The organism is Spirillospora sp. CA-142024 (assembly GCF_050942325.1).
Lineage (GTDB): Bacteria > Actinomycetota > Actinomycetes > Streptosporangiales > Streptosporangiaceae > Spirillospora.
In genome coordinates, this window is the sequence record NZ_CP192077.1 from 5,417,678 (window position 1) to 5,438,421 (window position 20,744).

Consider the following 20,744-nt stretch of genomic DNA (forward strand, 5'->3'; position numbering starts at 1 on the left):
CCCACTGCAGCGCCCGCAGGACCTGTTCCCTCATCGGCGGCGTCACGTGTTCGTAGACGTCGGCCATCCCGGGCAGCTTGTGCCCCAGCCTGGCGGCACATGACACAGCTCGGCGAGAGCGTCACCGAGGGCACCGTCACCCGCTGACTGCCCCCTGGGGAAGCGTTCGGGAGATGACCGCCGAAAAGGAACCGGGCCCCTTCACGCAGGAGTGAAGGGGACCCGCCTTGTCACGCAGACCGTGTAACCGGCTAGCGCTGGTTGGTCGCCACTACCCCGTTCGCGGACGACTGCGCTGCGCTCTTCGTCGCGGGGCGGTTGCTGCACGTGGAGTCGCAGGTGACGCTGCTGAGCCGGCGCATGAGTCTGTCCCTACAAGCTGACCTGGACGGACGCCGCGCCAACCGACCCGGTACCCGACCGCGGCCCGGGCTCACCCGTTGCTGAATGCGTCCGGGGGCACCCGTGCGCCGGTTTCCGGGGTGACCCCCGTCCACGTCGCGACCTCGGCCTCGGCCCACTGCGCCCAGCGCAACAGCAGCTCGTTCTGTTCACGCAGCAGCCGTGCGGTCAGCGCGATCACTGGAAGACGGTCGGGGTAGGGGCCTCGTGTCGCCTCGTACTCGGTCATCCGGTCGGCGGTGACGGCCAGCCGTCCTTCGGCGTCGGCACGGATCTCGCGCAGTGTCGCGCGCAGCTGCGCCAGACCACCGTGGTCGGCAAAGGCCACCTTCACCAAAGCCTCGAACTCCAGCACAGGCCCGGCGCCGCCCGGCTCGTCCAGCCAGGCCCGCAGGGCCTCCCGGCCCTGCGGCGTGATCTCGTAGACGGTGCTGCGGCGCCGCCCCGTGTACTCGACACGGCTGCGGGCCAGGCCACGCTCCACCAGCCTCTTCGGCTCCTCGTACAGGACGCTGGCCGCGCGCGGCCACATCGACCGCAGGCTGCGGTCCATCTGCTGCTTGAGCTCGTAGGTGGTCCAGGAGCGCACGCCCAGCAGCGACAGGATCGCGTAGGAGGTGGTGGTGAGTTCTCGGGCTGTCATACCCCTTGACGATACTCCGGTCCGGAGTATCTTATGAATACTCCGATCCAGAGTATCCAGGAGGGTGTTCCACAAAAGTTACTGTTCGGTATTCATCGCCGATCTCGGTCACATGACCACTCACCGCTTGCCGACGGGCCAAAGTCCCGGCGCGTTGTCGCGGGGGCGTAACGCGCCGGGCTCGGCCTCTCTCAATCCGGCGGCGCCTCAACATTCTCGGTTCGATGGCGGCACACCACCCAGGGGGAAGGGTCTGCTCCATGCTGCGTATCCACTTCACGGGTGAGGATCTGGGCCGGACGCGGCTGGCCACGGGCCCGGAACCGATGTGGGAGCTGTTGCTCAGCCTGCACAAACTGACCGATGCCGAGGGGCGGATGGTCTTCGACTGCTGGCGGCGGCGCGTCCGGCCGGTGGGCGGGGCGGGGCTGCCCGCCTCGACGCGATGGCTTGCGCACCTGGCACCACCGGTCGGCTACTCCCCGGACTTCCTGACCCCCGCCAGGCAGGCCGGCGACCTGGGCACCGGCCTGGACCTGGTGCTGGCCACGCCGCGACGGCGCATCCGCCACGACCTGACCACGCTGGCGGCGCAGCAACCCTTGCGCGGCCCGGTCGCCGACCTGGCGGACGGATCCCGCAGAGCACTGCACCGGCTCGGGCAAGCACTGCGCGACTACCACACCCACGCCCTGGCCCCGTTCTGGAACCGCATCCGCACCTGCGTGCAGGCCGACCTCACCGTCCGCGGCAAAACCTTCCTGCACGCGGGGATCGAAGCGGTCCTCACCGACCTGCACCCCGCCGCGCGGTGGGAACCGCCGGTGCTGAAACTGCCCTACAGCAGAGACCACGACATCCACCTGGACGGCCGCGGGGTACGCCTGCTCCCATCCTTCTTCTGCTGGGGACGCCCCTTCACCTTCCACGACCCCGGACTGCCCCCGGTCATCGCCTTCCCCGTCGAACACGACCTGGACTGGCTCACCCCACCCGCCCGACGCGACCCCCGACACCCCCTTGCCGCGCTGCTCGGCCGCACCCGCACCACAGTGCTGACCGCACTGGCCGCCCACGGCGGCTGCACCACCACCGAACTGGCCCACCGCACCGGGATCTCCCTGGCCTCGGCCAGCCAGCACACCGGCGTACTCCGCGACGCCGGCCTCATCACCACCGTCCGCCGCGGAGCCCACGTCGTCCACACCCTGCAACCCGCCGGCACCTCACTGATCAACGCCCCCACGAAACGGGACCGGCAGGAATGAAGTCCGGCGATCAGCGAAGAATCCGACCGATCGGTGACGTCTTGTCCGAGAGGTCACGCCTTTTCCCGATCAGCCAGCCGTTCGCGACTCCCTCACGGTGATGCCCTCGCGAAACGGCTTTCCGCTGCCGCCACGCCCGGCCGAGGGCACGGTCGTGTCCGCACCGCAACGCGCGGGCGCCATGCGCTACCGCATCGCGACGCCCACAGCACCGGACCCGCAGGGAAAGCCGATGGGACCCGCCCTCGAAGAGGGATACCTCGCCATGACCACCCGATAAGCCCGGCCCGCGGGATATAAGGAGGCCAACAGCGACGGCCTGGAGATCGATGGTCTGCCGCAGCTTGACCTTTGCATCCCCGAAGTCGAGTGAAACCGTCCGGGACGGCAATACCGGAAGATACGCCCCCGGAGGTGCGCATGGTCTGGCTCGGGCTTGTCCTCGTCATTGCGGGCACCGTGCCCACACTCACCATGGACGGCGATCTGGGCGGTGCCGACGCCACAGTGGTGGGAACCGGTGTCATGGCTGTCGGCGCGGCGCTGTTGGTCGTGGGCATCCTGCGGCTACGGAAACGCCGCCGCGTCGGGCCACCCGGCACGGCCGCGCAGGCCTACTACCGGACTTCCACCGGCAAGATCGTCGCGATGGTGATCGCGACGATCTACATCGTCTCTCCGATCGACCTGATCCCAGACGTCTTCCTGCCGATCGGGATCGTCGACGACGCCACCGCTCTCACGTGGTTGCTCTTCGCCCTCGGTCAAGAGCACACGCGGCGGTCTCGAGCAGCGCGCGAAAGCCGCTGACGATGCGGAAGCGTTGCCGGTCCTGCTCGATGGACGCCGAAGGATCAGCTTCGCGAACCAAGTGAGCGCGGGGGGGGTGAAGATCGAACTCAGCACCCTCCGGCAGTGCAGTACCGTCCCCGCCGACTGCTCCCGACCCCGAAGAGGCCGGCACCGAGGCGTCCTCCTCGATCAGCGGGGCGAGCGCGATGTTGAACGCGCCGCCGTACGGGGCCATCAGGTGCCCCCTGGCAGGCGCCCTCGTCCCGGTACACCTTGAAGATCCAGTAGGCGCGGCGGCGGACGGCTTGACGTCTAACTGTGCATCCCGGCGCTGAAGCTGCAGGACGGTCTGGTCGGGGTGCGGATGAACGACACGACCCGATTGCCCGCGGCGGCAGCCGTCGCGACGGCGATGTCGGACTTGGCGGCCAGCGCGGTGGCCTGCTGCATCAGTGGTGCACTCGGCGGCGCCCAGCCGAGTGGGGTCGCGGCCCCGCCGCCTGCAGGTAGTCGACTTGGCCCCAGGCCTTCATCTGCCGTCGCGGACGTCGCGCCGGCCCGTGTCAGCCGCCCAGCCGTCGCGGCCGCGGGTAAGGATGCCCTATGAGCAAATCCAAGCGGCTCCCCCGAAGTGTGTACGAGCCGGAGTTGGCCCGCCTTCAGGCAGAGCTGGTGAAGCTGCAGGAATGGGTGCGGAACGAGGGTGCCCGCGTCGTCGTGGTGTTCGAGGGGCGGGACGCGGCCGGCAAAGGCAGCACGATCAAGCGGGTCGCCGAGTTCCTCAACCCCCGCGTCGCCAGGATCGTGGCATTGCCCGCGCCGACCGACCGGGAGCGCACGCAATGGTATTTCCAGCGCTACATCGAGCACCTGCCCGCCGCCGGCGAGATCGTCCTGTTCGACCGTTCCTGGTACAACCGGGCGGGCGTCGAGCGCGTCATGGGCTTCTGCACCAAGCAGGAGTACATGCGCTTCCTCCACCAGTGCCCGATCTTCGAGCGGCTCCTGGTCGAGGACGGCATTCTGCTGCGCAAATACTGGTTCTCGGTGAGTGACGCCGAGCAGGAGCGCCGTTTCCGCAGCCGGCTGGACGACCCCATGCGACGGTGGAAGCTCTCCCCGATGGACCTGGAGTCCATCACCCGCTGGGAGGACTACTCGCGCGCCAAGGACGAGATGTTCCTGCACACCGACATTCCGGAGGCGCCCTGGTACGTCGTGGAGAGCGAGGACAAACGGCGCGCACGGATCAACATGATCGCTCACCTGCTGTCGACGATCCCCCACCACACGGTGGAGCCCCCGGCCCTCCGGCTGCCCAAGCGGCCTCCTCCGAAGGGCTACGAGCGGTCACCGCGCGACATGCAGACCTACGTGCCCGACCACTCCGCCACCCTGCCCGGATGACCCCCACACCCCGCCCCAGACCAGCGAGGCCCCTGGGCGCTCGCAGATGCTCGGCTGCGGCACAACACCGTCGCCGTTTGCGACGTCTGGAGCCCGCCCTGGGGCGCGGGCATCGACGACCTGACCGCCAACCTGTTCCGTAGCCAGGAAAGCCGGATACTCCATGACGCGATCTCCATGATCCGTCGAGATGGCCGCCCTGGGACGCATGGCCCATGCGATGAACCGCCCGCCCCGCTGCACACCTTGTACATGGCGATGATCTCCCCCACCTCGCGCCACCCGGGCACCGACAATGGAGCCGTAGCACCGGCCCGAACTCGAGACGTCCGCCTTCCGCCGACGGGCGCGTTCCGCTGCGGCCGGTTTGACGCGAGGTCGCGGGCCTTCAGCCGGTCGTTATCGGGTCGCTGCGCGGATACCGCCGTTCCTGGCTGGCCGGGGACGCGGTGACCGGCATCCCGGTTGCCGCGTACCTGGTGCCGCAGGTGATGGCGTATGCGGGTGTGGTCGCTGTGCAACCGATCGCCGGTCTGTGGGGGCGATGGTGCCACGGTCGTGGGGCCGCTGGCCAGCGGCGACACAGGCGAATACGCTCGCAATGGCGCCGCCGGGCTGGTAGGCGCTCCTGCTCGCGTCCCTTGAAGAAGTGGGTCCACCGGTCGGCCTCGGGCACCGGGGCGACCGCGTTGACCACCTGATCCCAGCCGACCAGCTCACCGATGGCCGGCTCACCCTGATCGTCGACTTGCATGTAGTCGTTGACGTCCCCGCACACGATGAAAGCGTGCGCCCCCGCGTCCTGAGCGAGCCGGTCCTGCACGAGCAGCGTCAGCACCCGCCCCCGGCCACTGCACGTCGTCCTCTAACAATCGTGGGAGAACACCGAGGTGCTACGGGGCCGGGGCAGCCTTGGACAGTATGCGCCGGGTGCGCCGACGCTGAGCGGATGCGCTGGGTGATCCCCGTGCGGTGTCGCCTCTGTATGGAACCCAGGCCGGATCCCCACCGTCGAAGGCGGCGTGGGCGGCAAAGGGGCCATCGCGGTGGGTGTCGCCGCCGTGCTCGCGGTGGCCGGTCTGGCGGTGGCGGTCCTGTGGCCGGAGACCGTCCCGCGTGTTGTGCCGACCAGGACGGTGAAGGCCGAACTGCTGACCTTCCACCAAGGGCACGGCCTCCCGGACGTGTCCACGGTGCTGCGCAGCCGGACCGACGCCCGCGCGGTGCGCGGATGGTTCGCCGGAACAGGGGGCCGGGGCGTGCCGGACGCCGACGATGTCGAGAGGCTCGCCGGGGGGCGCGACTACGGCCGGGAGGCGGTGGTGCTGTTCTCCTACACCGGCGGCTGCGACTCCGCCCGTGGCGCGCGCCTGACCAGTGACGGTCCGGGACGGCTCAACATGGACCTCACCAGGGTGACCGAGCACGAGGAGTGCGATGCGCCCTACGAGAATCTGGCCATGTTCGCCGTCGACAAGACCAGGGCTCCGGCCGGGCTCATGCTTGGCGGCGCCCGTACCGGGGGCCCCGACCCGGTGAGCCCGGGGCTGTTGCTGGCGTTCGAGCAGCTCACCGGCCCCGCGCCCCGCTCCCCGCGGGCGGCCGAGGTGAGCCAGCCCGACCAGCTCGAAGGGTTCCTCAGATCGCTCCCCGGCCCAACGGCCGAAGCGCTCGGCGACGGGGGCGGAACCGAGCCCCCCGGTCAGAAGGGCCGACGCCGCTTCGCCTTCGTCGTCTCCGGCTGCCGCGCGAAGACCGCGATCATGATGATCGACGAGGAACGGCTGACGGCCGAAGCGGTCGGTGACGACGCCACGCGGTGCGAGACCGCCGAGCACTACGTGGCGGTGTTCGGCATCGAGGCGCCGCATGTTCCGTCCGGCGCCCGGATCGGCTGAGCGCCTGCCGCTACCGCACCCACCATCAGCACAGGGTTCACATGGCCGAGGTTCGTCCGGACCATCCCGGCACGAACCGGGGCCGAACGTCAATCACGTGCGCGGAGACCGGACCGTTCACCTTCCCGCACGAATGGGGGCCTTTCCCAAGTCCCGGACTCGGCCGCTGCGCTCAGCGCCTCGGAGAACGGCTGGTTCGGCGAGTACGCCGAAAGTCGGCACTCTCGATTTACGGGTCCGAGATGCAGGTCTTTGCGTTTGCGTGGACGTTCGGCCGGCCGGAGTACTTCCAGCGGCAGACGGTCGTTGCGTCGACTATCGTCCCATCGTCTCCATCCGGGTCCCTTGAGCAGGCGACCTGGTCGTTGAGGACCACATAATAGGGATAGCCGTGGGCCTTGCAGTAATTCCCCTGATCCTGCGAGGTGAGGGTCCCGAGAGTTCTTGGTTTTGCGGCGGAGGGCTTTTTCGTAGCCGGCGGTCTCGGGCCGGTTCGTTCTTGGGGGGCGTCGGATGGGTGTGAACTTCTCGGCTGACTTGTTGTTGTCCGTTTGCCGCTGGACGCCGGTTCTGATCGGGTTGGTCGTGTCGCGCTTGGGGCGGGATTTTTGAAAGTGCTGGAGGGGATGTTCGGCTGGGGGTGCGAGGCCTCGCCTTCTCCCGGCCTGGGGACCAGGGAATAGGTGAGGGCGATAATTGCCGGGAGTGTCATCGCGGCGGCGAAGATCTGGAAGCGGCGGCGTTTGCGGCTGGTCGCCGAGGCGTCGGCCTGGGTGGCGGCCGGGGATTCCTGGCTTGATTTCGTGGTGTTTGGCGCGGGTGCGGCTTCTGCCGCCAGTGCGGGTTCAGGTGTCGGTGTGGACGTGTCGGGCGGGGGCGCGGGAAAAGTGGCGACCTGTGGCGTGCGGAGGCCACGTAGAAGGTCGCTTACCTGGGTTGCGGTGGGGCGTCGGGCAGGGTCCTTTTCCAGGCAGGAACGGATGATCTCGCCGAGGTCGCCTTCGATGCCGTCCAGGTCGGGCTCGCTGTGCAGGACCGCCAGGGCGACGGCGGACGCGGAGGTGCCGCCGAAGGCTCTCTTGCCGGTGGCGGCGAAGACCATGGCGGCCGCCCAGGCGAACATGTCCGCCTCGGGGCCGGCGGTCTGGCCGTCGATGTGCTCGGGGGCCATGTAGCCGGGGGTGCCTACCACCTGGCTGCTGGTGAGTGACTGGCTGAGGTCCAGGGCGCGGGATATGCCGAAATCGATCACCACGGGGCCGTCGGGGCCGAGTAGCACGTTGCCCGGTTTGAAGTCGCGGTGGACGACTCCGCCTTCGTGGATGGCCGCCAGCGCCGTCACGGTGTTGACCGCCAGCCGGTCGAGCGCCGCCTCGCCGCGTGGCCCGTCGTCCTTGACCGAGGTCTGCAGGGACGGGCCGTCGACGAACTCACTGACGATGTAGGGCTGGGCGTTGATCACGCCGCTGTCGAGCACCTGGGCGGTGCAGAACGGGGCGACCCGTTTGGCGATCTCGACCTCGGCCAGGAAACGGGCGCGAGCCGTCTCGTGGGTGATCAGGTGGGGGTGCAGCAGTTTGACGGCGGTGCGCCGCTCCCGCTCATCCCGGCCCAGGTAGACGGTGCCCTGGCCACCGGCCCCGATCCGGCCTTCCAGTTCGTAGCGGCCGATGCTCTCAGGGTCGGTGGGCAAGAGCGGCGACAGCTCGGGCACGCATCCTCCAAACGCTCCGATCGGCATGATCATAGGAGTCATCGCTAGATCACGGAGCGTTTTGGAGCGCGATGGTGAAGATCAGCACAGCACGGGATGGTGGCCGTTGGGGTGTGGTCAGGCCTTCCGGGCCGGGTCGACGCCGTAGAACTTCGCCAGGTCGTCGAGGACCGAGTGCGCGCCCTGAAGGCCGACGGCCGTCATCCAGGTGGTGTCGTTCACTTCGCGTTTGTCGCCCGTGAGCTTGGCCCAAAGCGGGTTGTTCTTGAACCTGGCCTGGACCTGCGCCGCCTTGCCCGCTTCATCGAGGCTGGCGGCGATGAAGATCTGGTCGGCGTCCAGTTCCTTGATCCGCTCCTCGCTCATGTCGACCGCGATCTTGTCGGTGGTCGGCTGGCCCTTCGGCCGGGGGAAGCCGACGTCCTTGAGCACGATTCCGGAGTAGGAGTTCTCTGTGTAGAGCCGCACGGTCGGCTCGTCGGTGAAGCGCACCACGGAGATGGCCGGGAGCGTCCCGCCGTTCTTCTTCTTGATCTCGGCGCCGATGGTCTGGGCGCGCGTCTCGTACTCCTTGATGCGCTGATCGGCGAGCTGCTCCTTGCCCAGCGCCTTGGCGGTGAGCCGGATGTTGTTCTTCCAGGAGGCGCCGGTGGTCTCGCTGAAGACGGTCGGGGCGATCTGCGCGAGCTTGCCGTACAGCGCCTGGTGGCGGACCTTGGCCGAGAGGATCAGGTCGGGCTTGAGCGCGCTGATCTTTTCCAGGCTCGGTTCGGTGAGGGTGCCGACCGGCTGCGCCTTCGACGCGTGCCGGCGGCCGGCCTCGCCGAGGTAGTCCGGCAGCCCCTCGTTGATCGAGCGGTAGGTGGTGTAGCCGTAGACGTCGGCGTCGAGGCTGACCGCGGCGTCCACGTAGGACTGATCGAGCGCGACGACCCGCTTGGGCTCGGTGAAGATCTTGGTGGACCCCATCGCGTGCTGGACGGTGCGCAGCGGCGTCTTCCCGGTCCCCGTGTCACCTGCGGATCCGCAGCCGGACAGCCCCAGCACCGTCAGCGTGGCGGTGATCCCGGCGGCCGCGTAACGGAGCGGCGACATCCTCATCTAAGATTCCCCTCGATTAGCTAAGCCTTGCCTCATTTAGGCGAGGCTTACCTAATCACACTCTGATCTACCGAGTAAGAGGGGGTCCGGTCCCTCTGGAGAGGGGGCGCCGTGACCGCGCCTGCCCGCCCGGTGAGAACGCGCGCCGGGAACGGCGCCGGAGCGGGCCCATGGCCCGTCCGGTGGCTGCGGGTGCTGCGCCGGCACCGGCCACTGGTGCTGGCCGGGCTGGTGGTGCTGACCGCTGCGGCGGCGCTGGCGAGCATCGTCATCGGCACCAAGTACGTCCCGGTGTCCGGTGTGTGGGGGGCGGTACTGCATCCGGCGGGCAGCGAGGAGGACATCGTGGTCCGATCCCTGCGGATGCCGCGCACCGCGTTCGGGCTGCTGGCCGGGACCGCACTCGGAGTGGCCGGCGCACTGGTCCAGGGCCACACCCGGAACCCGCTGGCCGATCCGGGGCTGCTCGGTGTGACCCAGGGCGCGGCGTTCGCAATGGTGCTGGCCATCCTCACACTGGGCGTCACCGGCCCGAACACCTACATCTGGTTCGGGTTCGCCGGGGCGCTGACGGCCAGCCTGCTGGTCTTCGCCCTGGGCGGGGCGGGCCGCGGCGGGGCGACCCCGCTGACCCTCGCACTGGCAGGCGCGGCCGTCACCGCGCTGTTGCACGGCCTGGTCGCCGGCCTGGTGCTGATCGACCAGCAGGCCATGGACACCTACCGGTTCTGGCAGGCCGGGGCCCTGGCAGGCCGTGACATCGACGTGCTGCCCGGGCTGCTGCCTTTCGTCGTCATCGGGCTGGTCCTGGCGATGGCGAACGCGCCCGGACTGAACGCGCTCGCACTCGGCGAGGACGTCGCCCGCTCCCTGGGGCACCGGATCCGGCTGACCCGCACGGTCGGCATCGCGGCGATCACACTGCTGACCGGAACCGCCGTCGCCGCCTGCGGCGCCCTGGCCTTTCTCGGGCTGATCGTGCCGCATCTGGCCCGCGGGCTGTCCGGTCCCGACCACCGGTGGCTGCTGCCGTTCTCCGGACTGCTCGGCGCGACGCTGCTGCTGACCGCCGACGTGGCCGGACGGGTGGTGGCCCGCCCGGACGAACTGGAGGTGGGCATCATGCTCGCGCTGATCGGCGGACCGTTCTTCATCGCGCTGGTCCGGCGCAGGAAGCCGGTGCGGCTGTGACCGCCCCGGCGACCTCGTCCAAGAGACACCCGGCGGCGCGAGCGGCCGGACTGTCGTTCCGGGTGCGGCCGCGTGCCGCCGTGGTGGTGCTGGCGGGATTGGCCGCACTGGCGCTGCTGATGGCGCTGAACATCGGCCGCGGCGACTTCCCGATCGGCGTCGCCGACGTCGTCCGCGCACTGCTCGGCGACCCGGAGCACCGCTTCGTCGTGATGGAGCTGCGGCTGCCCCGAGCCCTCACCGGAGCGCTGGTCGGCGCGGCGCTCGGCCTGGCCGGCGCGCTCACCCAGACCATCTCGCGCAACCCGCTGGCCAGCCCTGACACTCTCGGGATCAGCGCCGGCGCCAGCGTCGTGGTGGTCGGGCTGATCGTCGCGACCGGCAGTGCCGCCGGCGGCGCCGGCGGCGCGCTTGCCGCCATCGGGATCCCGCTGGCCGCCCTGGCCGGCGGCCTGGCCGGCGGAATCGGGGTCTACCTGCTCGCCTGGCGGCACGGTCTGGACGGCTACCGGCTGATCCTGGTCGGCATCGGCGTCTCCGGCGTCGCCGCGAACGTCAAGTGGTGGCTGCTGACCCTCGGCGACGTCAACGACGCCGGCCGTGCGATGGCCTGGATCACCGGCAGCCTCAACGCGCGCGGCTGGGAACACGTCCGCCCGGTCGCGCTGGTGCTGGCCGTCCTCGTCCCGCTCACCCTCGTCGGCGCGTTCACCCTCGGGGCGCTGCGGCTCGGCGACGAACCGGCCCGGGCGCTCGGCCTGCGCGTCGACCGGGACCGTTCCCTGCTGATCCTCGCGGCCGTCGCACTGGCCTCGATCGCCACCGCGTCCGCCGGGCCGGTGGAGTTCGTCGGCCTGGCCGCCCCCCAGATCGCGTTGCGCCTGGCCGGGACCGGGCAGCCCCCGCTGACCGGGTCGCTGGTCGTCGGCGCGGTGCTCACCGTCGGCGCGGACCTGATCGCGCGGACCGCGTTCGGCGGCGTGGAGCTGCCCGTCGGCGTGGTCACCGCCGTCATCGGCGCGCCGTTCCTGCTCTACCTGCTCGTCCGGTCCCGGCGAAAGGCCACCACGTGAAGCACGTCGACCCTGCCACGGCCCGGTCCGCCGAGCGGCCGGCCGCCGCCGGGCTGTCCGCCCGCGAGTTGCGGCTCGGATACGGCGACCGGCTGGTCGTCGACGGCCTGACCCTCGATCTGGCGAGCGCCGCCATCACCGCCATCATCGGGCCCAACGGCTGCGGCAAATCCACCCTGCTGCGCGGGCTGGGCCGCCTGCTCAAACCGCGCCACGGACGGGTGCTGCTGGACGGCGCCGACATCGCCGCACTGCCGACCAAAGAAGTCGCGCGGCGGATGGCCGTACTGCCGCAGTCCCCGCAGGCGCCCGAAGGGCTCACGGTCGCCGACCTGGTCGCCCGCGGCCGCCACCCGCACCAATCCTGGTACCGGCAGTGGTCGCCCGGGGACGAGGAGATCGTGAACGCGGCCCTGGCCAAGACCGGCATGCTGGAGTTCGCCGAGCGCCCGCTGGAGGAGATGTCCGGCGGCCAACGGCAGCGCGCGTGGATCTCCATGGCGCTGGCGCAGGACACCCAACTTCTGCTCCTCGACGAGCCCACCACCCACCTCGACCTCGCCCACCAGGTGGACGTCCTGGAACTCCTCCAGAAGCTGCACGACGAAGACGGCCGCACGGTCGTGATGGTGCTGCACGACCTCAACCTGGCCGCCCGTTACGCCCATCGCCTGGTCGCCATGCGCGACGGCCGTGTAGTGGCGCACGGCGAACCGAACGAAATCCTGACCGAGGACCTTTTGAACGCGGTGTTCGACCTGCCCGCCAAAGTGATCGAAGACCCGGTCACCGGCGCGCCCCTGGTGATCCCGCTCGGCTCTCGTGCCGATCTATGAGCCACAACGGTCCGACGGAAACCCGGTTTCGAGAGCCTTTCGTCCGCGATCCGAGGATTCCTCGACGTGCACGAGGAGGTCATAGACGAAGTACGCCTTCATCGGGCGCCCGTCGAGCTCGAACGGCACGATGTGGTAATAGCTGTTGGGCGTCCGGGTCGGCTCCCAGCCGAAGAACGCCTCGGCTTCGAGCCGGAGCACCGACCAGGGGCGCAGGTCGTCGGATGACCGCATCGGCTCACCCGACCTGCGCACGAACCGGCGGTCGACGACGTACTGCGCGGTGTTGGTTACGCGCTGTTCGAACGGGAACTGTTCCTCCGAGCTCGTGTGCTCAAGCCAGAAATCGGGCCAGAGCGGCAGGGCGAACCGGTGCCGGGAGGGACCGCCGCCGACCGGATCACCCAGGATCACCGCCAGATCCTTGATCTTCGGCAACTGCATGATGCTCCACTGACCGGCCTCCTCCACCAGATGTGCCGGCGGATCGTCGTAGGGCGCCGGCAAAGGCAGCGGCGCCCGTGGAGCGATCTCGCGCATGCGAACGAGCACGGACTGCTGGTAGCCCTCCACGGTCAGGGATGGAGAGGGACGCGGTTCGGGGTCGGCGAACTCCTCGCACGACCAGCACCACCACGGCTCCGGCGGGCCCATGCACCCGCCGGTGTAATAGATCTCGCGACGTTCGTGCCGCCGGTAGAGCTCATCGCCGACGGGCCTGCCGTACTCCACCGGGACCAACGACCCGTCGCACCGTTCACACCTGGGACTCATGACCCCTCAGACGCCGCAAGGCCCACCGCTGTTCAGCGGGGTGTCGGCGAAAGAAGGCTAGCCTCCGGCTCCCACGGGGGCTGGTGACGTCTTGTCGTTTACATGAGAAAAGTGCCCCTGAACTGGGAGGATAGGGTCTGGCGAAGGCCCTGTGCGTCGCAGCCGGTCAAGACACCTGCCGAAGCAGAGCCCAGGGCGCTACCAATGCCAGGTGATGCACCCTTCCTCGGTATCTACTGCGGCGGCAGGGAGCGGCCCGGTGCCAAGGTGGCCGAGTTGCAGTTCTCCACCACGTTCAGCCCCTCCTTCGCGCACGTGGTCACAGGGACGCCCGGCAGGACGCAGGCGCCCACCTGATACGGGACGCGGCTGAAGACCCCTTGCGCAGCAAGCAGGGCCGGGAGGCGCGCCAACCCCCGGTTCGGAGTCGTCCAGTTCGCATGAGCCCGATTGCTGCCCAGTTGCATTCGTTGGGCGAATTCCTACAGGCGCGGGTCCGATAGCGGAAGAATCATGACGCACCGTGGAGGAGGTGGCGTGGCAGGGAATGCGGATCAGCCGAAGCGCCGGGGGCGGCCACCGCAGTTGCGGGCTGAGACCGAGGAAGCCGCTGAGCTGGTGGAGTTCCTACGGAAACTGACCTCGGGGATGACGGTCCGGGACGTGGTGGAGCGGGTCCCTCCCTACAAGCGGACCCAATGGGCGAGGTTCCTCAACGGGTCGGAACTGATCCCGCGCTACCTGCTGGAACAGCTGGTGCGTGAGTTGGTACCTGAGCCCCGGCTGCGGCAGTTGCGGCTGGAACAGGGGCTGGAACTGCTGGATCAGGCCGAGCGGGCCGCCGCCAGCAAGCTTTCCGCACTGGAGATGGGCCTGCCCGAGCGGGAGTTGCGGAGGCGGCTGGAGCAGGCGCAGCGCAGCATGATCGACGCTCAGCAGCAGTTGCTGAACATGACCCGGCTGGTCTCGGGTCTGGTACTGCTCACGGTGTCGCTGCAGCGCCGATGCGCCGATCTGGAGCGCCGCCAGCCCCCGACCCCAGGGGCGGAACTGGTCCAGTACGAGCAACGCCTTCGGACCGCCGAGGCGAACCTGGCCGCGGCACGTGATCGCCAACAGGAGGCCGAGAGCCTGCGGGTCGCGGCGTTGCAGCGGGCCGAGCGGTACCGCCAGGCGCTGGAACAGGAGCAGGACGCCTCGGCAGAGGCGCTCGACGCGGATATCGAGTCGTTCCACGACCAGGAGCCGACACTCGAGGAGTACGACGCGTTGCTGGAACAGAGCTCCGCGCGCCTGGACGAGACGGGTCGCGCGTTCGATGCTCTGCGCCGCCAACTCGGCATCGACCCTCCCGATCAGGAAACCCCCAGCTCAGACCAGCAGCGAATTGTCCGCGGACAAGTCCAGGAAAAAGCCGGCGAGGACGAGACGACCAGCCTGCTGCCGGCGGCCGTCGACTCCTCTGCCAAGGCCGCCACGGCCACCGCGGTCGGCGAGCTTGAGAGCGCCGGCGAACAGTTCCCCGGCAGTGCATCTCTGCTTGAGCGGATCGCTGTCGGGGCGGCGGCTGTTCTCCTCGCGGGGGGCCTGATTGTGGGGATGATCGGAGTCCTGGTCGTCGCCATCGCTGATGCGGTTGTCAACACTGAGCGAAGGAACGTGACCCCGGCCTGGGTCGTCTCCGGTGCAACGCCCTCGCAGATGTCCGCGCCGAGATCGAAGAACCGCCAGTACAGCAGTAAGGCGCTGGTCTACCGCCTGTCTTCGGGGCAACCGGTCAGCTCCACCTTCGCACTGCCTCACATGAAGCAGACTTGGAGCCAGCGCATCCTCCACAGCGGCCCCGGTTACGTCTTCGACGGTTACATCGACTTCCAGCCCGATAAGGCCTGTGCGTCCGCGGCCCGTCTCACCTGGCGGCTGCACGATCGGAGCGGCCGACTTCTCCTTACTCACGAGGTCGACTTCTACGAGCTCAACCTCCCCGCCGGGCAGGTCACCTTGACCGCCCGGCTCGACGCGCCCTCCCCGTGCACCGGACTGCTACGCCTCATCAACCCCGAAGTGGTCAACACCGCCTCTTTGGGCGGCAAGGGCACCCCGCCCCCTGAGGTGGCGACCAGACCCAAGTGACCGTCGGCGTCCAACGCTCCCGAACCCTTCCCCCGCCGGTATTTGTCCGGCACCGACCTGCGGGATCGTCTTTCCCCCGCAGTGGACAACCCGGCCGGCAGGCACGGTGATCCCATCGCGTACTTCACCCGGGCCCTCCATCGGAACCCGGACGACCAGAAGGAGCAGTGATGGATATGGGGACAGCGACCGATGCCCTGATCGCCGTGCTGGGAGCGGTGACCGCCGCCCTGGCTTATCTGGAGGCCCGCGAACACCGCAGCCAGAAAGCCAGGAACCCCAACGACAGCGACCCGCCCCGCAAGCCCGTGGATGCCGACGACGACTAAGGGTGGCCGCAAGGAGGCTTTGCCTTGCTGATCCGTAGATTCCCAAACAAATCAGCGGGCCCGTCCAAATCGGTTCGCCCGCTGGGCCACCGACCGCAGCCGTTCCGACACGCCGCCCTCCCCCACGAAGCCGAGGACGGCACCAACACCCCATCCTGCTGCAACGCTTCCGGCACGTCTCGGTCCGCTCCCTGGAGCGCTACTTTCCGCCCGGCGTAAGGATGATGGGCAGCGAGATGACTGAGGCCAGGGTCATCGGGATGGTGTGGGTCTTGACGGTGCCGCGGGTGGACAGGCCGAGGAGCGACTGGAACATCCAGAAGAAGTCGCTGCTCAGAATGCCCGCCGCGGTGATACCGGCGACGGAGATGGAGCTGGCGACGATCGGGTCGGAGAGGAACTTCAGAGCGGCGGGCCGCGATCGCCCGCCGCGCCTGCCCCGGCAGCGCTCGGCCGCGCGGATGACGCGGAATCTTCTGCTGGACACCTAATAGTGTGTCCGCAGGATGGAACGGGTCGTCTTTCATGAGGAGGAAGTACATGCGCATGCGCCGCATCGGCGACACGCAGGTCAGCGCGATCGGTCTCGGGGGCATGCCGATGTCCATCGAGGGCAGGCCGGACGAGGAGCGGTCGGTCGCCACCGTCCATGCCGCACTGGACGCCGGGGTGACGTTGATCGACACCGCGGACGCCTACCACCGGGACGCGGCAGAGGTGGGCCACAACGAGACCCTGATCGCGCGGGCGCTGTCCAGTCATGGGGCAGACACCTCGGGCGTGCTGGTGGCGACCAAGGGCGGGCACCTTCGTCCAGGGGACGGCTCGTGGACGCTGAACGGCTCGCCCGAATACCTCAAGCGGGCCTGCGAAGCCTCGCTCAAGCGGCTGGGCGTCGAGGCCATCGGCCTCTACCAGTTCCACCGTCCAGATCCCAAGGTCCCCTACGCCGACTCCATCGGCGCGATCCGTGACCTGCTGGACGAGGGCAAGATCAGGTTTGCCGGCATCTCGAACGCCGACCCGGAACAGATCAAGCAGGCCAACGAGATCCTCGGCGGCCGACTGGTGAGCGTACAGAACCAGTTCTCGCCCGCCTTCCGTTCCAGCGAGCCGGAGCTGGAGCTGTGCGCGGAGATGGGCATCGCGTTCCTGCCGTGGAGCCCGCTCGGCGGTATCGCCCAGGCCGGTGACCTCGGCTCCCGGTTCGCCCCGTTCGCCGAGATCGCCAAGGCGCGGGAGGTGAGCCCGCAGCAGGTGTGCCTGGCCTGGATGCTCGCCAAGGCACCGGTGGTGATCCCCATCCCCGGTTCGTCCCGTCCCGAGACCATCCGCGACTCGGTCCAGGCCGCCGCGCTGGAGCTCACATCCGACGAACTGGCCCGCCTCGACAGCAGATAAGACCGCTGGATCGGACCGTGGGTCTACGCCGGTAGATCAGCCGGGATGCTCACCCGGGCGGTAGCAGACCATCCCGGCGACCGAGATGCGGGCGCCGTGTTCGTCCAGCCGCGGCCGCCGGTGCGGACCCCAGCGCCTCGGCCCCGCCCCGCGCCAGGGCCGCCGCCTTTTCTCCACCTGCCGCAGCCCGACTCGTAACCCGGCGGCGATCCGCGCGTTGGGCCGACCCTCGTCTCGCGCAGCCCGACGTTCTGCTCGGTGAGCATGTGCTCCCACCGAAATCAGTCCGCGTGAGGTGCCCGCCTGACGGCCCTCACGTGTGGTCTGCCGGTAGGCCAATGCGGCGTGAGCGGGCCAGGGCCAGGCCGCCGAGGACCATGGCGGTCAGCCCCAGCAGCAGGGCCAAGGCGCCGCCGACGACTCCGTTGCCGGTGCCGGGACCACCGTCGGCGACGGCCAGATTCAGCGCCCCGGCGACCACGGTGATCAGCCCGGACACCAGGGCCACGTTGGCCCCCTTCCTCCCACCGTTGCCGATCCGCCGGACGGAACGGGCCAGCGCCAGCCCACCGATGACCGCGCCGACCAGCCCCAGCAGCGCGGCCGCGGTGGCCCAGAGTCGCGCGGCGGTCAGGCTGTAGGCATCGACGTCGGCCGCCTGGGACATGACGTGCGCGACCGCCGGTACGGCGAGCGTGAATCCGACTGACATGAGGTGCTCCTTCTCGTCCGGCGATTTGGCCAGGGCTTGAGCATGTCCGGTGGATCCGTCGCTGGTCGTCCCGCAGACGCAGACACTTGGAACTGCCGCCGATGCCGCAGGCGCCGCGCATGTACCGCGGACGCGGTAGTCGGCGCTCGTCCACGAGCCGGAGCCCAGCCCGCAGCGACATCCGGTTTTGGTGTGCACATGGGGAAAGGGCGGATCCGTGTCCCGGCCGGTGTCACGGACCAACGTGGTAGCCGCCTCCCTCATGCGCAGAGCCGACTCTCTCTGGCAAGCCCACAAGGCGTTGGCTCTCGCCAGGTAGGACGACTCCCCGAGTGGGCCGCCTGCGAAGACGTCGCAAGAAGCAGCTGACGCAGGTGTCGTTGACGCGGCAGCAGGCGGCGGTGCAGCGACGACCTCACTCTCTCGCGCGACCTGCCGGCCGAGCTCCCGCTGCTCTGAGGCGCCACCGTCAACGATCCGGCCCTGACGGCACACCTGGGGCGGTCTTCCACTGCGTTGGTCTCATCGAATCCTCATCGTGCTCCGGACAACGCAGCACGGTGATCGGACGTCTGGCGGGCGGCCGACAAGGTTCATGAGATCTGGCTTAAGTTCCATCACGACTCTCTCATCTCTCTTAGTTTCGTCTTCCTCTTGTTTCAGATCCGTCTCAGCGGTTTCAAGGAATCGGCCCGCTAGGTTCTTTCTTGCGAGCTCCGAAAAGCGGTGCTCAAGCAGGGAAGGCGATACCAAATGGGTTTCCGTAAGATTGCTCCGGTTCCGCCGAAGAAGAAGCACGCTCCCAAGCCGAAGAAGCACTGCCGTCCCAAGCGGCCGGCCCGGCGGCCCGGTAAGTAACCGGCGAAATAGCGAGGAGAGCCGGTCGGGCCCCACCTACGCCCGATCGGCTCTTCTTGTGTTCTGCCGGCTATCAGACCGAGGAGCATCCGGTGACCGACACCGAAACGTACGCGCCCTTTTCCGCCAGTTCCGTACGAAAGACACTCCGGGTGTACTGGCCGGAGACCAAAGGCGACCGGCGGCTGCTGGTGGCCGGTGGAGTGCTCATCATCGCGGCCGCGCTCTGCGAGGTCGGCGCGATCTGGCTGTTCGGCTATATCACCGACAATGTGCTGGCCGCCAAGGACCTGGGCGCATTCTGGACACCCGCCGCGGCCTGGCTGGTGCTGGCCCTGGTGACCGGGGTGGCGACGTTCGGCGGGGACTACGCGCTGGCGCTGGCCGGGGAGCGCTTCCTGCTCCGGCTGCGCGACCGGGTCTTCGCCCACCTTCAGGGCCTGTCGCCGGAGTTCTTCAACAGGCGGCCGCTGGGCGACCTCATCGCCCGCCTCACCGACGACATCGAGTCGATCGAGGAACTGGTCGCCTCCGGCCTGGTCCGCGCCCTCACCTCAGTGATCACGATCGTCTTCTTCATGGCCGCCGCCGTGGTGGTCCGCTGGGACCTGGCGCTGGTCGCGTGCGCGCTGGTCCCCCTCTTCCTGCTGGTGTCGAAGACGTTCTCGGCCCGCTTCAAGACCGTGGCCGACGACGAACGGCGCAGCAACGGCGTGATGACCGCGCTGGTCGAGGAGAGCATCTCCAACCAGGCGCTGGTCCAGGCGTACAACCGCCAGCGCACCCAGGAACGCCGGCTGCACCAGGAAGGACGCACCTGGCTGCGGGCGAAGATGGCCGAGGCTCGGCTGTCCGCGATGTACGAGCCGCTGACCTCGATCGTCGAGACGCTGTGCGTGCTCGTCGTGCTGGGCATGGGCGCCTGGGAACTCACCGGCGGCCGCATCACGCTGGGCGGTCTGCTGTCCTTCGCCGCTTACCTGGCCTACCTCTACCCGCCCGTACAGAGCCTCGGGCAGTTCGGCCTGTCCGTCGCGGAGGCCTCGGCCGGCTCGGACCGCGTACTGGAGGTGCTGCGCGCCCAGCCCGCCGTCGCGGACGGCCGGGCGGTCCGGGTACGGGTGCAGAGCCGCGGCCGGATCGACTTCTCGGACGTCTCGTTCGGCTACGAGAACGCCCGCCGCCCCGCCCTCGAGCACCTCTCCTTCTCAGTCGGCCCGGGCGAGCTTCTCCTGGTCACCGGCCCGAGTGGCGCGGGCAAGTCGACGATCGCCCGCCTCATGCTGCGCTTCTACGACCCCACCGGGGGCCGGATCCTGCTGGACGGCGTCGACATCCGCGAACTCTCGCTCCGTACGCTCCGCTACAACGTGACACTCCTCCAGCAGGAGACGATGCTCTTCCCCGGCACCATCCACGAGAACATCGCGTACGGCCGGTCCGGCGCCGCCGAAGCGGACATCGTCGCCGCGGCCGTGGCCGCCGACGCACACGATTTCATCACCGCACTGCCCGAGGGCTACCAAACCCGCATCGGCGAGAAGGGCCGCCTGCTCTCCGGCGGCCAGCGCCAGCGCCTCGCCATCGCCCGCGCCATGCTCCGCAACGCCCCGGTCCTCATCCTCGACGAACCCACCACCGGCCTGGACGCCGACACCGCCCGCCGCGTCCTAGACCCGCTGCGCCGCCTCATGGCCGGCCGCACCACCATCCTGATCACCCACGACCTGCACCTCGCCCCGGAGGCGGACCGGACGGTGCTGCTCGGCACCGACCCGACCCGCCTCACCGTCCCGCACAAGATCCCGCAGACGCTGTACGGAGGTCAGAACAGATGACGGACGTTCTCCGTGCCCTGCATCGGGCACCCACAGATCTGCGGATTCGTCGGCTGCAGGCCGTCGGATGTAGCGATCTTGATCGCTCCGGCACACACGTTCAGTTCTTCTCGTGCGCAATCGTCCACACCCGGGGTGTATGGCGCCGGACGGCGCCGGCCGGGTCTGCCCGACAGTGACCGGCACCTGGTAGCGGGCTACCCGCTCGGCATTCGGTTGTGCGAGGAGGGCGGGATCAGCCAGCGGTCATGGCAGATGCCCAGGACACGCGCGTCGTCTCGCTGACCACACCCGTGGTCAAAGTGTGAACGCCTAGCCCAGCAATGCACCAGACCAGCGCGATATCACGTCTGACCTGGGGATCCAGTGATCGT

The 20,744-nt window shown here is 69.0% G+C and carries 20 protein-coding genes; 13 read left to right on the forward strand and 7 right to left on the reverse strand.

The window, feature by feature from the left end:
* Positions 1-433: 433 nt before the first annotated feature.
* On the reverse strand, positions 434-1,045 hold the full coding sequence (locus ACQPZP_RS26015) for a PadR family transcriptional regulator (RefSeq protein WP_433472334.1): 612 nt from the start codon (positions 1,043-1,045) through the stop codon (positions 434-436).
* Positions 1,046-1,305: 260 nt separating this feature from the next.
* Between ACQPZP_RS26015 and ACQPZP_RS26020 the strand changes: the two genes are divergently transcribed.
* Both ACQPZP_RS26020 and ACQPZP_RS26025 read left to right on the forward strand, forming a co-directional pair.
* Positions 1,306-2,313, forward strand: a complete 1,008-nt coding sequence (locus tag ACQPZP_RS26020; RefSeq protein WP_433472335.1) for a MarR family transcriptional regulator — start codon at positions 1,306-1,308, stop codon at positions 2,311-2,313.
* 420 nt (positions 2,314-2,733) lie between these two features.
* Complete coding sequence (locus ACQPZP_RS26025; RefSeq protein WP_433472336.1) at positions 2,734-3,123, forward strand: YkvA family protein; 390 nt, start codon at positions 2,734-2,736, stop codon at positions 3,121-3,123.
* Positions 3,124-3,417: 294 nt separating this feature from the next.
* Here ACQPZP_RS26025 and ACQPZP_RS26030 read toward each other — a convergent pair whose 3' ends face one another.
* A complete protein-coding gene (locus tag ACQPZP_RS26030) occupies positions 3,418-3,555 on the reverse strand; it encodes a hypothetical protein (RefSeq protein ID WP_433472337.1) in 138 nt (45 codons plus the stop codon).
* Between the two features lie 153 nt (positions 3,556-3,708).
* On the opposite strand from ACQPZP_RS26030, the gene ppk2 reads away from it, so the two are divergent.
* The 3 genes from ppk2 (at position 3,709) to ACQPZP_RS26045 (ending at position 6,410) form a co-directional block, all read left to right on the forward strand.
* Positions 3,709-4,512, forward strand: a complete 804-nt coding sequence (gene ppk2 / locus ACQPZP_RS26035) for a polyphosphate kinase 2 (RefSeq protein ID WP_433472338.1) — start codon at positions 3,709-3,711, stop codon at positions 4,510-4,512.
* 479 nt (positions 4,513-4,991) lie between these two features.
* Entirely contained in the window at positions 4,992-5,213 is a 222-nt protein-coding gene (locus ACQPZP_RS26040; protein ID WP_433479678.1) for a hypothetical protein, read from the forward strand.
* A 321-nt stretch (positions 5,214-5,534) separates the two neighbouring features.
* On the forward strand, positions 5,535-6,410 hold the full coding sequence (locus tag ACQPZP_RS26045; protein WP_433472339.1) for a hypothetical protein: 876 nt from the start codon (positions 5,535-5,537) through the stop codon (positions 6,408-6,410).
* A 229-nt stretch (positions 6,411-6,639) separates the two neighbouring features.
* On the opposite strand, the gene ACQPZP_RS26050 is transcribed toward ACQPZP_RS26045, so the two are convergent.
* Both ACQPZP_RS26050 and ACQPZP_RS26055 read right to left on the reverse strand, forming a co-directional pair.
* Positions 6,640-8,124, reverse strand: a complete 1,485-nt coding sequence (locus ACQPZP_RS26050) for a protein kinase domain-containing protein (RefSeq protein ID WP_433472340.1) — start codon at positions 8,122-8,124, stop codon at positions 6,640-6,642.
* A 117-nt stretch (positions 8,125-8,241) separates the two neighbouring features.
* Complete coding sequence (locus tag ACQPZP_RS26055; RefSeq protein WP_433472341.1) at positions 8,242-9,225, reverse strand: ABC transporter substrate-binding protein; 984 nt, start codon at positions 9,223-9,225, stop codon at positions 8,242-8,244.
* A 111-nt stretch (positions 9,226-9,336) separates the two neighbouring features.
* Here ACQPZP_RS26055 and ACQPZP_RS26060 point away from each other — a divergent pair, with 111 nt between their 5' ends.
* The 3 genes from ACQPZP_RS26060 to ACQPZP_RS26070 are packed head-to-tail and all read left to right on the forward strand — an operon-like array spanning position 9,337 to position 12,325.
* Positions 9,337-10,416 carry a FecCD family ABC transporter permease gene (locus ACQPZP_RS26060; protein ID WP_433472342.1) on the forward strand — a complete coding sequence of 360 codons (1,080 nt, stop codon included), beginning with the start codon at positions 9,337-9,339 and terminating at the stop codon, positions 10,414-10,416.
* Positions 10,413-11,489: a FecCD family ABC transporter permease gene (locus ACQPZP_RS26065; RefSeq protein WP_433472343.1), complete on the forward strand. Its 1,077-nt coding sequence runs from the start codon at positions 10,413-10,415 to the stop codon at positions 11,487-11,489. The genes ACQPZP_RS26060 and ACQPZP_RS26065 overlap by 4 nt, the downstream gene beginning before the upstream one ends.
* Positions 11,486-12,325, forward strand: coding sequence for an ABC transporter ATP-binding protein (locus tag ACQPZP_RS26070; protein ID WP_433472344.1), 840 nt, complete (start codon positions 11,486-11,488; stop codon positions 12,323-12,325). Before ACQPZP_RS26065 ends, ACQPZP_RS26070 begins: the two co-directional genes overlap by 4 nt.
* Here ACQPZP_RS26070 and ACQPZP_RS26075 read toward each other — a convergent pair.
* A complete protein-coding gene (locus ACQPZP_RS26075; RefSeq protein WP_433472345.1) occupies positions 12,320-12,898 on the reverse strand; it encodes a hypothetical protein in 579 nt (192 codons plus the stop codon). The genes ACQPZP_RS26070 and ACQPZP_RS26075 overlap by 6 nt on opposite strands.
* Before the next feature lie 405 nt (positions 12,899-13,303).
* Here ACQPZP_RS26075 and ACQPZP_RS26080 point away from each other — a divergent pair, with 405 nt between their 5' ends.
* The 3 genes from ACQPZP_RS26080 (at position 13,304) to ACQPZP_RS26090 (ending at position 15,561) form a co-directional block, all read left to right on the forward strand.
* The gene (locus tag ACQPZP_RS26080) at positions 13,304-13,456 is read left to right on the forward strand and encodes a hypothetical protein (protein WP_433472346.1); all 153 of its coding nucleotides are present in this window, start codon (positions 13,304-13,306) and stop codon (positions 13,454-13,456) included.
* A gap of 180 nt (positions 13,457-13,636) precedes the next feature.
* Positions 13,637-15,232, forward strand: a complete 1,596-nt coding sequence (locus ACQPZP_RS26085) for a hypothetical protein (protein ID WP_433472347.1) — start codon at positions 13,637-13,639, stop codon at positions 15,230-15,232.
* A 170-nt stretch (positions 15,233-15,402) separates the two neighbouring features.
* Positions 15,403-15,561 (forward strand): hypothetical protein, encoded by a 159-nt coding sequence (locus ACQPZP_RS26090; RefSeq protein ID WP_433472348.1) that lies wholly within the window; start codon positions 15,403-15,405, stop codon positions 15,559-15,561.
* Between the two features lie 199 nt (positions 15,562-15,760).
* Here the strand turns inward: ACQPZP_RS26090 and ACQPZP_RS26095 are convergent, their stop codons facing one another.
* On the reverse strand, positions 15,761-16,048 hold the full coding sequence (locus ACQPZP_RS26095) for a hypothetical protein (RefSeq protein WP_433472349.1): 288 nt from the start codon (positions 16,046-16,048) through the stop codon (positions 15,761-15,763).
* 53 nt (positions 16,049-16,101) lie between these two features.
* On the opposite strand from ACQPZP_RS26095, the gene ACQPZP_RS26100 reads away from it, so the two are divergent.
* Positions 16,102-16,962, forward strand: coding sequence for an aldo/keto reductase (locus ACQPZP_RS26100; protein WP_433472350.1), 861 nt, complete (start codon positions 16,102-16,104; stop codon positions 16,960-16,962).
* Between the two features lie 313 nt (positions 16,963-17,275).
* Here ACQPZP_RS26100 and ACQPZP_RS26105 read toward each other — a convergent pair whose 3' ends face one another.
* Positions 17,276-17,674: a DUF6223 family protein gene (locus ACQPZP_RS26105; protein WP_433472351.1), complete on the reverse strand. Its 399-nt coding sequence runs from the start codon at positions 17,672-17,674 to the stop codon at positions 17,276-17,278.
* Positions 17,675-18,624: 950 nt separating this feature from the next.
* Between ACQPZP_RS26105 and ACQPZP_RS26110 the strand changes: the two genes are divergently transcribed.
* Positions 18,625-20,370, forward strand: a complete 1,746-nt coding sequence (locus ACQPZP_RS26110; RefSeq protein ID WP_433472352.1) for an ABC transporter ATP-binding protein — start codon at positions 18,625-18,627, stop codon at positions 20,368-20,370.
* The last annotated feature ends 374 nt before the right edge of the window (positions 20,371-20,744 follow it).

Bases quoted from the DNA above. Each gene is read 5' to 3' on its own strand.
- ACQPZP_RS26105 (WP_433472351.1), bottom strand. From the start codon at position 17,674: ATGTCAGTCGGATTCACGCTCGCCGTACCGGCGGTCGCGCACGTCATG.
- ACQPZP_RS26020 (WP_433472335.1), top strand. From the start codon at position 1,306: ATGCTGCGTATCCACTTCACGGGTGAGGATCTGGGCCGGACGCGGCTG.
- ppk2 (WP_433472338.1), top strand. From the start codon at position 3,709: ATGAGCAAATCCAAGCGGCTCCCCCGAAGTGTGTACGAGCCGGAGTTG.
- ACQPZP_RS26030 (WP_433472337.1), bottom strand. From the start codon at position 3,555: ATGCAGCAGGCCACCGCGCTGGCCGCCAAGTCCGACATCGCCGTCGCG.
- ACQPZP_RS26025 (WP_433472336.1), top strand. From the start codon at position 2,734: ATGGTCTGGCTCGGGCTTGTCCTCGTCATTGCGGGCACCGTGCCCACA.
- ACQPZP_RS26090 (WP_433472348.1), top strand. From the start codon at position 15,403: ATGGATATGGGGACAGCGACCGATGCCCTGATCGCCGTGCTGGGAGCG.
- ACQPZP_RS26080 (WP_433472346.1), top strand. From the start codon at position 13,304: ATGCCAGGTGATGCACCCTTCCTCGGTATCTACTGCGGCGGCAGGGAG.
- ACQPZP_RS26015 (WP_433472334.1), bottom strand. From the start codon at position 1,045: ATGACAGCCCGAGAACTCACCACCACCTCCTACGCGATCCTGTCGCTG.
- ACQPZP_RS26100 (WP_433472350.1), top strand. From the start codon at position 16,102: ATGCGCATGCGCCGCATCGGCGACACGCAGGTCAGCGCGATCGGTCTC.
- ACQPZP_RS26055 (WP_433472341.1), bottom strand. From the start codon at position 9,225: ATGAGGATGTCGCCGCTCCGTTACGCGGCCGCCGGGATCACCGCCACG.